The sequence below is a fragment of the Solibacillus merdavium genome (genome assembly GCF_014836935.1).
GTDB classification, from domain to species: Bacteria; Bacillota; Bacilli; order Bacillales_A; family Planococcaceae; genus Solibacillus; species Solibacillus ferritrahens.
The window spans coordinates 69,131-82,147 of the sequence record NZ_JACSPW010000015.1 but is presented as its reverse complement, the minus strand read 5'-3'; the positions used below and the strand labels follow the sequence as shown (position 1 = coordinate 82,147).

At 37.5% G+C, this 13,017-nt stretch carries 11 protein-coding genes and 1 riboswitch; of the genes, 3 read left to right on the top strand and 8 right to left on the bottom strand.

Features of this window, described 5'->3' with window-relative positions:
- Window positions 1–49 precede the first annotated feature (49 nt).
- Complete coding sequence (locus H9632_RS14885) at window positions 50–394, bottom strand: DUF2294 domain-containing protein (RefSeq protein ID WP_191704859.1); 345 nt, start codon at window positions 392–394, stop codon at window positions 50–52.
- A 268-nt stretch (window positions 395–662) separates the two neighbouring features.
- Between H9632_RS14885 and H9632_RS14880 the strand changes: the two genes are divergently transcribed.
- On the top strand, window positions 663–1,277 hold the full coding sequence (locus tag H9632_RS14880; RefSeq protein ID WP_191704858.1) for a trimeric intracellular cation channel family protein: 615 nt from the start codon (window positions 663–665) through the stop codon (window positions 1,275–1,277).
- 130 nt (window positions 1,278–1,407) lie between these two features.
- Window positions 1,408–1,507, top strand: a riboswitch (purine riboswitch).
- Window positions 1,508–1,569: 62 nt separating this feature from the next.
- Window positions 1,570–2,763: an MFS transporter gene (locus H9632_RS14875; protein ID WP_191704857.1), complete on the top strand. Its 1,194-nt coding sequence runs from the start codon at window positions 1,570–1,572 to the stop codon at window positions 2,761–2,763.
- A 61-nt stretch (window positions 2,764–2,824) separates the two neighbouring features.
- On the opposite strand, the gene H9632_RS14870 is transcribed toward H9632_RS14875, so the two are convergent.
- The 7 genes from H9632_RS14870 to xylF all read right to left on the bottom strand — a co-directional run bounded on the left by H9632_RS14870 (window position 2,825) and on the right by xylF (window position 11,617).
- Window positions 2,825–3,853 (bottom strand): aldose epimerase family protein, encoded by a 1,029-nt coding sequence (locus H9632_RS14870; RefSeq protein ID WP_191704856.1) that lies wholly within the window; start codon window positions 3,851–3,853, stop codon window positions 2,825–2,827.
- Window positions 3,846–4,856: a Gfo/Idh/MocA family protein gene (locus H9632_RS14865; RefSeq protein WP_191704855.1), complete on the bottom strand. Its 1,011-nt coding sequence runs from the start codon at window positions 4,854–4,856 to the stop codon at window positions 3,846–3,848. The genes H9632_RS14870 and H9632_RS14865 overlap by 8 nt, the downstream gene beginning before the upstream one ends.
- Before the next feature lie 13 nt (window positions 4,857–4,869).
- Window positions 4,870–6,366: a xylulokinase gene (xylB, locus tag H9632_RS14860; RefSeq protein ID WP_191704854.1), complete on the bottom strand. Its 1,497-nt coding sequence runs from the start codon at window positions 6,364–6,366 to the stop codon at window positions 4,870–4,872.
- Between the two features lie 86 nt (window positions 6,367–6,452).
- Entirely contained in the window at window positions 6,453–7,775 is a 1,323-nt protein-coding gene (gene xylA / locus H9632_RS14855; RefSeq protein ID WP_191704853.1) for a xylose isomerase, read from the bottom strand.
- 16 nt (window positions 7,776–7,791) lie between these two features.
- A complete protein-coding gene (locus tag H9632_RS14850) occupies window positions 7,792–8,946 on the bottom strand; it encodes a sugar ABC transporter permease (protein ID WP_318247709.1) in 1,155 nt (384 codons plus the stop codon).
- Window positions 8,939–10,462: a xylose ABC transporter ATP-binding protein gene (locus H9632_RS14845; protein ID WP_191704852.1), complete on the bottom strand. Its 1,524-nt coding sequence runs from the start codon at window positions 10,460–10,462 to the stop codon at window positions 8,939–8,941. The genes H9632_RS14850 and H9632_RS14845 overlap by 8 nt, the downstream gene beginning before the upstream one ends.
- Window positions 10,463–10,534: 72 nt before the next feature.
- A complete protein-coding gene (gene xylF, locus H9632_RS14840) occupies window positions 10,535–11,617 on the bottom strand; it encodes a D-xylose ABC transporter substrate-binding protein (RefSeq protein WP_191704851.1) in 1,083 nt (360 codons plus the stop codon).
- A 145-nt stretch (window positions 11,618–11,762) separates the two neighbouring features.
- On the opposite strand from xylF, the gene H9632_RS14835 reads away from it, so the two are divergent.
- Window positions 11,763–12,920: an ROK family protein gene (locus H9632_RS14835; RefSeq protein WP_191704850.1), complete on the top strand. Its 1,158-nt coding sequence runs from the start codon at window positions 11,763–11,765 to the stop codon at window positions 12,918–12,920.
- The last annotated feature ends 97 nt before the right edge of the window (window positions 12,921–13,017 follow it).

Sequence of the window (13,017 nt, the reverse complement as noted above, 5' to 3'; positions counted from 1 at the left end):
AAATAAAGTCCATTGTAAAGAAATAATTGAAAATATGGTACCTATACCCCTACACAATTGACTTTTCAAATATAAATACCGATACAGCCATATCCTCTTCCACCTTTATATCCGAAAATAAATGAAGCAGCTTTGATTCGACGAGCTCCTCCAATCCTTCAGGAACCTGTTGCTTATAAATTTCCTGAATCATTTGGGTTCTCGCATTGTGGATAACCTTTTTTCCTTCTTCTGATTGAATAATAAATTTTTCAGTAGGTGTCAGAATGCCGTACATCGTTGTGACAGCCATATTCTCCACGAAATGCGTATAAATTCTATCCGGTCCTTTTCCATATAGCTCTTTACGTACTTTTCGTACGATTTCATTAAAAATGGTTTCCTTCTTCCCCATTTGTACACACCCCCTAGTTTATTCAAACTATACAATATAACTTTAAAAAAAATAAACCCTTCTCTCTCCAACTTGTTCTTTTAAAACAAAATAGTATAATAAAAGAAATAAATGGAATTCCAATAATTATTTGTTGGGGTGCTATTTACATTTTATAAAATGGATTGATTCGTTAGTAGGTATTGCTAATTTATTACTCCACTACAAGGTCTTTTTAAAAGACGTCTTGTGGTGGAGTTTTTTGTATTTTAAAGGGGGTTATAAAAGGATGTCATGGGTTGTTCTTCATTTTATCGGGATTATTTCATATGCAGCAACGGGAGCATTTGTCGCTCTTGAAGCGAGATTTTCATTTATAGGTGTATTTGCTTTAGGTTTTATTACAGCTTTTGGAGGAGGGCTGATTCGAAATGTAATTATAGGGATTCCTGCTACTGAACTGTGGGAGCAATCCACTATTTTAACAGTGTTCATAACATTAATCATCATCGTGTTAATTCCACTAAAATGGACTGACCATTGGAGAAGATGGGGAATGTTTTTCGATTCAATTGGTCTTGCTTCTTTTGCCCTTCAAGGTGCCATGCTAGCAAGTGAAGTTTATTCCAATGATTTAGATGTGATGATTTTGGCCGCCCTATTTACAGGAGTAGGCGGCGGGGTAATGCGGGATGTGATTGCTGGTAGAAAACCGCTTGCATTGAAGGAAGAAATTCATGCGATATTAACTATTTTATGTGCCATCTCTATTTGGCTTGGCTTGAGCTCCCCTCTCGCACTCACACTAATCGTTCTGGTTGTAGTTGCAATACGTTTGTCAGCAATTCACTACAATTGGAGACTTCCTCTGCCGTGTCATTATGAAGAAAATAGGAAAATATAGCTTTACTTATAGCGGAGCGTGAAATAAACGTTACAAACTTATTTATTTCCCTCCCTGTTAAATCAAAATTAAAAAACTTGATAAATCAAATGAAAGCTAGTAAACTATTCAAGTGCTCGTTTTATTACACAACAATATAGTAATATAGTACTGTATAACCTCAAGGATACGGCTTGAGGGTCTCTACCAGGAACCTTAAAATCCTGATTACAGAAAATGATTAATCTCATTTTTTGTAATCAGGATTTTTTTATTTTCTAAATTTTTCATCAGAAAGGATGTATAGCAGATTATGAATTTCAAAGTTATTATACTCGCATTATCAACTGTTGCTGTAGGTTTGGTTGAATTAATCGTTGGCGGTATTCTTCCAATTATTGCAACGGATTTGAATATTTCAATAAGCTCGGCCGGGCAGCTAATTACGGTATTTGCCCTTATTTATGCGATTGCCGGTCCAGTGCTATTAGTTTTAACGAGTAAGGTCGAACGGAAAAAGTTATACCTTATTTCGTTGTTTATATTTTTCATCAGTAATATCATGACTTATTTCAGTACGGATTTCACCTTTATGATGATTGCCCGTGTTTTAAGTGCTATGAGTACATCACTGATCACTGTGCTCTCTTTAATAATCGCTGCAAAAGTTGTTGCACCGACGCATCGAGCAAAGGCGCTAGGTCTTATTTATATGGGGATTAGTTCATCGCTTGTATTAGGAGTACCACTTGGAATTTTAATTTCCGATTATTTCGGTTGGCGGGTTATTTTCCTAGGTATTGCCATTCTATCGGTAGGCTCTTTTATCCTGATTTCAATCTATTTAGAGCGCATTCCAGGTGAAATGGCCGTTCCACTTTCACAACAATTAAAGGCAGTTACCAGTTCAAAAATTGGTACGGCCCATCTTGCCACAATGTTTATGCTGGCAGGCCATTATACAATATATGCATATTTTACTCCATTTCTGGAAACGGAACTTAATCTGAATTCAAGCTGGATCAGTCTTTGTTATCTATTATTCGGGATTGCCGCAGTGAGTGGTGGCGCATTTGGAGGTACACTTTCAGATAAGATTGGTGCTCCTAAAAGTATTATTATTGTCATCATTTCGTTTGCTGTCGTACTGTTCTTGCTGCCATTCACGACCTTTTCACTTATTGTATTTATACCGGTTATGATGATTTGGGGTGCATTAAGTTGGAGTCTATCTCCACCTCAGCAAAGTTACCTGATTCAAACAGATCCAGCTACTTCGGATATTCAGCAAAGCTTTAACAATTCAGCATTACAAATCGGTATTTCAATGGGTTCAGGATTTGGCGGTATTGTTTTAAATCAAACCAATTCAATTTCTCACGCAGCTTGGTATGGTGGCGCACTTGTACTAGTTGCTTTAGCATGTGCAGTCTTTTCTTTAACGAGAAAAACAAACGAAAGAGAAGAAAAAGTTTCTACTTCGGCTGCCCATCATTCGAATATATAAAGTTAAAAGCACCATTCGTTTTATAATCGAATGGTGCTTCTTCTATTCTGCGACATATTTATTATAGATTTGTAAATCTGTAGATTGTTTCATGATGGTAAGGAATTCCTTTTTTTATTATAGAACTTGGTAAATGTTTATATTTCACGCTATTTGGAACATTTTGTACTTCTAAACAAATACCTAAAAAATTTTGTGCGGGCGCTTCTTTAAATGAGTACCCACTGCTGATTTTACTGCCCGTATATACAACTAAAGCTTGTTCATCCGTTATGATTATAAGTTTGCGGCCACTTTCTTCCTCCGATAATTCAATTTCATTTTTTTCTAATAGAAATGGATGATCTATGCCTCCGCTCGCCAATTTGACTTGCGTAGAGTTACTCCCAATGACTTCCTTCAAATATTTCTTATCATTAAAATCTAATATTGTTCCAACTACATTTTCTATATTGCCCAACGGTAACCCCCGCTCATCAATATAAAGCATTCCTCTACTGGAAAATTTTAAAGCATGCTCTTCAATCGTACGCTTTAAATTTCCACTTAAATTAAAGTAACTATGATTTGTACAATTTAAAATCGTGTCTGTATCACTTATACCTTCATAAGAAATGATTAGCTCGTTACCGGCTGTTAATGTATAGGTAATAGACATATTTAATTTTCCAGGAAAATCAACGGATTCGAAATTAAGAAAGTATTTTACAAATTGTCCACGCGAGGAAACACCTGTTTCAAATTGCCACAGCTGATTGTGAAAACCGTCATTTCCGCCGTGCAGTAAATGGTGTCCCTCATTTGCCCTCGCTTGAAAAGAAACTCCATTGATTTCTAAAGTAGCATCTTCAAGACGGCCTGCAAAAGGTCCAATCGCAGCACCAAAAAACTGCGGATATTGTTTATATTTTTCTGCCGTATCAAATGAACAAACAACATTCTCAATTATTCCTTTAGAATCGGGGGTAGCGATTGCCGTTATAATACACCCTAATGTACAACTGCTTACATACATCCCATTTGCATTCGTTAAAATAACTTCATAAACGGGATGCTTGTTTATTTGTCCAAAAGGTCTAACTTCAATCATTGCAAACGTAATCGGCTAATACGATTTGTTGATTTGTGATTACCGATTGCTGAATCGCATGCAAAACCCCCACATTTTTGCGTGAATAATTATGCTGTACTGTCAGGTCTCCATTAGTACGTACAGCATCGGAGAAGTATTCAACCTCTTGCTTGTATATGTCTCCGCCGGTTTGTTCGATACGTTCTGTTGTTAAAGTGTTAATAGTAATTTGTCCATTCCCGCTTAGACGGTCTGGTCTAAATGCATTCTTAACTTTTACCGTTCCCTTCGTCCCAACTATTTCATATTCATTTCGTTCTGTCATATCAAAACTACAATCGATCATGCCATGGATTCCATTTTCCAGCTCGACTATTCCAAAAGCAGAAACATCAACAGTTGTTTTTGAATCTATAATCCTTTTAAATGAAAGTGACTTAACTTCTTTCCCCAAAATCAATTGCATTGCATGAACGGAATAGCAGCCCACATCCCAAATGGCACCCCCACCCTTTTCTGCGTCCATGCGGATGTCACCTTTACTGTCTGTTAAATAAAATGAGTGACTTGATTTAAAAAGTTTTACCTCACCAATTTCTCCAGAATCAATAACTTCTTTCACTCGCATATGCTGTGGATGAAATTGGTACATAAACGCTTCCATAAACTGTACATTCTCTTCATTACAAACTGTAATCATTTCTTCTAGCTCAGCTTCGTTTAATGCAGCAGGTTTTTCACATAAAATGTGCTTTCCTGCCTTTGCTGCTTTAATGACCCACTCTTTATGTAAATTATTTGGGAGCGGAATATAAATTACTTCTACCTCTTGATCATTTAATAATTCTTCATAACTCTCGTAAGCTCTTTTGATCCCTAAGTTTTCAGCGATCGCATGTACCTTTGGGCCACGACTGGCAATCGCAATGACTTCCGCATTTTCAGCACGTCTTATAGCTGGAATTAATTGCGTTTGCGCAATATTTGCTGTACTTAAAATTCCCCATTTTACTGCATTCATTGTGAATTCCTCCCTAGCGAAATAGATTTAATTGTTCATTTAACGCTTTTGTCTGAGTGTAAATCTGTTGATATATTGCATATAGCTGATTGTATATTTCAACATTTTCAGGGTTCGGTTCAAATTTCCCTTCTATTTGAACACAAGCCTGAACAGCTTCTTCAAAATCTGTGTAAATATCCGCTCCTACCGCTGCAATCATACAAGCACCGATACTTGGCCCTTGCTCGTTTTTTAGTTTATACACCGTAACATTAAAAATATCGGCCTGCATTTGTAGCCAGACTGGACTTTTTGCGCCACCGCCGATGGAAACCATTTTGGTAATATCTTTGCCCGAGGTGCGGAAAATCTCTAACGAATCACGCAGTGAAAAAACGATTCCCTCCATCACAGCCCGCGCAAAATGTAGCTTCGTATGTGCCGCATCAATGCCAATATAGCTTCCACGAATCGTAGAATCTGCATAAGGTGTGCGTTCACCTACAATATACGGTGTAAACAATAATCCGTTACTTCCGGGAGCAATTGTATCAATCCCTGTAAATAATTCATTATAAGACTGCCCTTCCGCAAATCTCTCTTTAAACCAGCTAAGGGAATGCCCCGCCGACAACGTAACTCCCATCGTGTAGTAAGCATCTTCTACAACATGGTTAAAGTAGTGTACCTTTCCTTCAAAATCCTTTGAATTGGATTCCTCGTATGATAATAGCACTCCCGATGTACCGATACTGACCATTGTTTTACCATCGCCTGCAACACCAGAACCAATTGCCCCACATGCATTATCCGCACCACCAGCATAAATTTTAGTTGCAGTCGTTAATCCTGTGCTTTTAGCAAATTCCTCTGTCAGTTGCCCCACTTCTGTTGCCGATGACACAAGCGGTGGACATATTGCTAAATCAATTCCCAGCACTGCAGCTATTTCCTGACTCCATTCGCTCTTTTCTATATCCAGTAATAATGTGCCTGCCGCATCGGAATAATCCATATGCAAATTTCCAGTCATTACAAAACGCACATAATCCTTAGGTAATAGAAAAGTTTTTACCGCATTAAAAATTTCCGGTTCATATTCCTTTACCCATAAAATTTTTGGTAACGTAAAGCCTTCCAGAGCATTATTTTTAGTGATTCTCAGCAGTTCCTCCTGCCCAACATGTTCAACAATTTGCTTACACTGCTCTGTTGTCCGCGTATCATTCCATAAGATTGCAGGTCGAAGAACATCATTGTTTTCATCAAGTAGCACCAATCCATGCATTTGACCAGAATAACTAATCCCTACAATAGTAGAAACATCTTCCGTAAACCGTTTAACAATTTCCTGAATTGCCGCTTTAGTTCCAGTCACCCAATCATTTGGATTTTGCTCTGAGTAACTTGGCTTTTCATGAACAAGCGGATAGCTTCTTGATGCTTCATCGACAATGGTTCCTTGCTCATTCATTAACAGTGCTTTTACTGCGCTTGTTCCTAGGTCAATCCCGATTACGTACTTCATATTTCTGCCTCCACCCTCATACTGCATAAAAGGCTAGACCAAAAGTATAAATCTTTTGCTCTAGCCTCAAAAAGCTTATTTAACAATTATTCAGCTATAGCATTTAAAATGTACTGATTTATAATCATTTTCAATTTCTCTGTGCGACCAGAGCTGTTTTTAACTTCCCCAAGCCCTAAAGCATATTCTTCCAACTGCTTGAAGCCGACAGTCCCATCAACAATTTGTTTGCCGATACCTTCGTTATAACTGCTATAACGATTATCTACGAAGTTTTCTAACACACCATCTTCCAATAGCTTATGGGCAACCTTCAGTCCGACTGCAAATGAGTCCATTCCCGCAATATGTGCATAAAACAAATCATCTTGCTCAAATGATCCACGGCGTACTTTTGCATCAAAGTTCAAGCCGCCCTTTCCGAGGCCCCCATTTTTCAAAATTTCATACATTGCTAACGTGTTTGTATAAAGGTCTGTAGGGAATTCATCCGTATCCCAGCCAAGTAGTATATCGCCCTGGTTGGCATCCACTGAGCCCAGCATGCCGTTAATTCGTGCTGTATGTAACTCATGCTCAAATGTATGCAATGCTAATGTTGCATGGTTTGCTTCTATATTGAATTTGAATTTATCTTCCAATCCGTACGTACGCAAGAAGCCAATCCCTGTTGCTACATCGAAGTCATATTGGTGTTTTGTCGGCTCTTTTGGCTTTGGTTCAATCAGGAATTGACCTTCATAACCAATTTCTTTTGCATAATCTACCGCCATGTTCAAGAACTTACCAAGATTATCTTGTTCTAACCTCATATTTGTATTAAGCAGTGTTTCATAGCCTTCACGACCACCCCAGAAGACATAGTTTTCAGCACCTAAACGCTTTGCTACTTCCAAGCCCTTTTTCACTTTCGCAGCCGAATAGGCAAAAACATCTGCATTCGGTGATGTCGCAGCACCATGGACAAAGCGTGGATTTGAAAACATATTGGCTGTATTCCAAAGAAGCTTTGTTTTAGAAGTAGCCATGTATTTTTCCATCATTTCAATAATTTCATCCAGGTTTTTATTCGTTTCTGCCAATGACTGGCCTTCTGGTGCAACGTCTACATCATGGAAGCAGAAAAATGGCACATTTAACTTTTCATAAAATTCAAATGAAGCTTCTAAACGTGCCTTTGCTAGGTCCATGCCGGAAAACTTATCCCATGATCGCTCCATATTTCCTGCACCAAATGGATCGCCCCCATCATACGTAAAAGTATGCCAATAGGCTACGCCAAAACGTAAAGTTTCCTCCATCGTTTTCCCGCCTACAACTTCCTCTGGATTGTAGTATTTAAATGCTAAATCATTTGATGATTTTGGTCCTTCATACTTGACTGCTGAGATATTGCTGAAATATGCCATATAATATTCCTCCGATTTATTTGTTTTTAGAAATGATGTCAACCCATACCGCCAAAATCAAAATTAAACCTTTTACGATATACTGCCAATATGCGCCGATATTCATCATCGACATTCCGTTATCAATACTTGCCATAATTAGTGCACCTATAATTGCTCCAAAAATCTTCCCTTTACCACCCATTAGAGATGTACCGCCAATTACACAGGCTGCGATGGCATCAAGTTCATAACTGTTCCCGGCAGATACTGTTGCTGCATTTAAACGCGCTGTTAATAATACACCGGCTACTCCCGCTAAAGCACCCATGCTGACGAATACATATAGCGTATTTCGTTTAATATTTATTCCCGATAATGCTGCTGCTTCCGGGTTGCCGCCAATTGCATAAATCCGACGTCCAAATGCTGTTTTCGTTGTAATGAACATGAAAACAAGCGCAATTACCACTACAATTAAAAACGGGATAGGAATACCTAAATAACGATTCAACATATACGTAATGACTACTAGAACAACAGAATAAACTGTCACTTTTCCATAATCGATTACAGAAGGCAATAATAATAAGCCCATTTCCTTACGCTTTCTACGACTATTTACCGTGAAAGTTATCATTAAAATAACGGCTATAGCAGCTATAATATAACCTGGTATAAATGGTAAATAACTGTTCCCTATTTGTTTAAAACTTGGATTTAATGATGAAATCGTTTGACCATCCGATAAGCCGATTAAAACCCCTCGGAATATTAACATACCGCCAAGTGTAACAATAAATGCTGGCACTGCTCGGTATGCAACCCACCATCCTTGCCATAATCCAATTAAACCTCCAATTATAATTGCTGCGAGGACAACAACTGGTGTACTCCATCCTTGCCAAACTTGCAGCATTGCGGCAATTCCACCTGTAACCCCTACTATCGAACCTACCGATAAATCGATGTGTCCTGCCACAATAACCAATGTCATCCCTACCGCAAGTACAGCTATGATCGACATTTGGGTAAATAAATTTGAAATATTACGAGAAGATAAGAATTCCCCTCCAGTAAAAAATGTGAAAATAATAGCAATAAAAATTAAAGCAAGAATTAAGGTATAGGATTGTAAATCGAATTTGAAGGATAATTTACTTTCTTTTTTGATTGTCTGTTCATTAATCACGTTTTTTCCCTCCAGTTGCACACATCATTACTTTTTCCTGAGTTGCTTCTTCTCTTGTAAATTCACCCGTAATTTCTCCTTCACACATAACAAGAATTCGATCTGACATTCCTAAAACTTCGGGCAGCTCAGATGAAATTAGTACAATCCCAACACCTTGTTGAACAAGCTCATTCATAATTTTATAAATTTCATATTTAGCACCAACATCAATCCCTCTAGTAGGTTCATCTAAGATTAATAGTTTTGGATTATTCATAATCCATTTACTCAAAACAACCTTTTGCTGGTTTCCGCCACTTAGCTTTCCTACCTCTATGTCTAGATTAGGTGCTTTTAATTTCATCTTAGTTGTAATCTCTTCTGCTACTCTTACTTCAAGTGCTTGGCTAATCACATTTAGTTTCATCACCTTGTTTAATGCAATTAGTGTCGTATTTTTTGCGATATCCATTCCTAGTACTAGACCGTATCGCTTACGATCTTCCGATACATAAGCAAAACCCTCTTTAATGGCATCTGCTGGTGATTTAATTGTTACGGTTTTATTATTAAGTTTGACCGCACCCTCTTTTTTACCAGGCATTCCGCCAAACAAACTAATAAACAGCTCTGAGCGACCTGCTCCCATCAAGCCGGAAAAACCTACAATTTCACCCTTTTTAACATTGAAATTTATATTAGATACAACTTTTTTTCCTGATTTATTGTATGAAGTGTAGTTTTCTACAAGCAATACATTATCATCACTAATTTCATGCACCTCATAAGGGAATAACTCCGTCAGTTCACGACCTACCATCTTTGTAATGATCATTTCCTCAGTGAGATACTCGATGGAGTTCGTTGAGATTGTCTGACCATCACGTAAAATTGTTACAGAATCAGCCAGCTCCATTACTTCTCCTAATTTGTGCGAAATGTATATGCATGTTACACCTTGTTTTCGAAGTTCATTTAACAATTTAATTAAAACAGCTACATCACTTTCTGTAAGAGCAGCTGTTGGCTCATCTAAGATTAAAATATCCGTTTCCTTCGTCAGAGCTTTTGCAATTTCCAGAAGTTGCTGCTTTCCTACCGTTAATTCGGATACCTTCATTTGTGGGTCCAAATCTAAACCAACCTTTTCAAGTGCTACCACCGACTTTTTATAAATTTCATTCCAATTAATAACGGCCGAGCGCATTAAATCATGTCCTAAAAATAAATTTTCAGCAATCGTCATTTCACCAACCAATGCCAGCTCCTGATAAATAATTGCCACTCCTGCATCTTGAGATTCTTTAATATTTTTGAAACTTGCTTCTTTGCCTTTGATTAAAATTTTTCCACTGTATGTGCCAGCCGGATAAACGCCGCTTAATACTTTCATCAAGGTCGACTTTCCTGCACCATTTTCACCACATAAGGCATGGATTTCACCTTTTCGCACTGAAAAAGTAACATTGTCCAGAGCCTTAACGCTTGGAAACTCTTTTGTTATTCCTTTCATTTCTAAAACATATTCAGTCATGTTTCCACCACCATTCTCGATATCCTCATTTAAAAGAAAGGAGGGAAATTCTCCCCCTCCTTTTGCTGTTATTTACGGACGGTCGCTTTCCGGTACATTTTTATATACATCATCATAGCTATGGAATTCATCTTCAATAACTGTTGTCATCAATTCATCTTTACCTACTGAAATTGGGTCCAGCTTAATGAATGGAACATCCATTTGGCCATTGTTTACAGAATCCGTAGCAGTAACTTCCTCACCTTTTGCTAATTGAACCGCTACTTCCGCACTCTTTTCAGCAATTGCTTTTATCGGCTTATAAACTGTCATTGTCTGTAAGCCATCTGCAATACGCTGAACACCCGCCAGGTCAGCATCTTGCCCGGAAATTAATACTTTACCAGCTAATCCCTGAGCTTCTAACGCCTGAATTGCGCCACCAGCCGTATTATCGTTTGAAGCAACGACAACATCAATATTGTTTTTGTTTGCAGTTAATGCGTTTTCCATAATTTTCAATGCTTCATTTGCGTCCCAATCTTTCGCCCACTGATCGCCGACAATTGTAATATCACCTTTATCAACTAATGGCTGAATAATATTCATTTGCCCTTCACGGAACATTTTTGCGTTGTTATCCGTTGGAGATCCACCCATTAAGAAATAGTTTCCATCAGGTTTTAAATTCACTAAATACTCCGCTTGCATTTCGCCCACACGTACGTTATCAAATGAAACATATGCACTGATATCTGCTCCATTAATCAATCGGTCATACGCTAATACTGGAACGTCTTCTGCATTTGCCTGCTCTACAACAGTAGATAAAGAATCCGAATTAATCGCAATAATTACTAATGCATCTAAATCCTGAGACAGCATATTTTGTATTTGCGATAATTGCTTTGCTTCATCACCATTTGCAGACTGCACTACGACTTCTGCACCCATTTCTTCCGCTTTAGCTACGAAGAAATCACGGTCATGCTGCCAACGTTCTAATGTTAAGTCCGATACCGATAAACCAATCTTCAATTTATCCCCTGCTGAATCACTTGAATTAGCCTTGCCTGTATCTTTGCTTGAATCGCCTGCATCCTGCCCACAAGCCACCAATAACATTGACATTACTAACAGAATCCCAAAAAGAAAGCCCTTACATTTACGCATGAACTACACCCCTTTTAATATTTGTAATATTCTTAATTTAAAAATAGAATAACATGACAATATTTGTTTGTCTATTGGATGAACAAAGTTATTTTGTTATACTTTAATTAAATTTTTAATTGTTTGGATTGGAGGGATCGCTACTTTGTCTTGGAATCAACAAATAGGGAAAAAATTTAATAAGCAGCAAATTTTAAATTATATTTTCTCTAAAAGGATCGTTTCCAGAGGAGAAATCATTGAAGAAATCGGATTAAAAAAAGCAACGGTTGCCAATTTAGTAACTGAACTAATAGAGGATCAACTAATCGTAGAAGACGGGAAAGATTTTTCAACTGGAGGGAGAAGATCTCAATTATTAAGGTTCAATGAAACGGCCGGTTTTGCACTTGGCATTGATATTGGCGTTAACTATTTATACGGAGCAGTCTTTAATCTAAAAGGGGAAATTGTTTTCGATAATCTCCAACTCGTACCAACCATCCAACTTGACGCGTATTTAAAAAGTATTTTGAATTTAATAGAATTACTCATGGAAAATGTACCCCCTAGCCCATTCTCAATCGTTGGATTAGGCGTTGCTGTTCCTGGTTCTGTTAATAAAGATGGCGTAATTATTATTGCGCCCAATTTACGTTGGGAAGATTTTGATATCAGAGGCTATTTGCGTAATCGCTTTGACTTCCCAATCTATATTTCGAATGAGGCAAATGCTGGTGCTTATGCAGAATATATTTTTGAAAATAATAAAGAAACTTCAAACCTATTATATTTAAGTATAGGCATCGGGCTAGGTGTCGGGATTATTATTGATCATAATATTTATTTGGGTGTTAACGGTTATTCGGGCGAAAGCGGACATGCCATCATACATATGAATGGGCGTAAATGCACATGCGGCCGTAATGGATGTTGGGAAGCATACGCCTCAGAATATGCCCTTATTCATGATGCAACTTATATGTTAAAAGAACGTGAACTCTCATTAGAGCAGTTAATAACTCTAGCCGAAGAAGGCCATGAAGATGTTATACAATTATTCAAGGAAACCGGTTACTATATCGGTCTCGGTATCACCAATTTAATTCAAACATTTAACCCTGAAAAAATTATTATTGGTAATCGTATAATAAAAGCGCAAAAATTTATTGAACAATCTATATTAGATACAATCAACTCTAATACTATGCATTTTCAACGGGATAACTATTCTGTGCAATTTTCAACTTTAAAGGATCGTGCAATTGCTCTCGGTGCTGCCTCCTTTATTATTGATCAATTCATTCAACTTCCATTTGATTAACTCCGTTTCTAATTGAATGTATATACTATACATATCAACTTATAGTAAAAAATGTATATTATGTTATGATAAGCAAGCCTATAACACTCTCGAATCA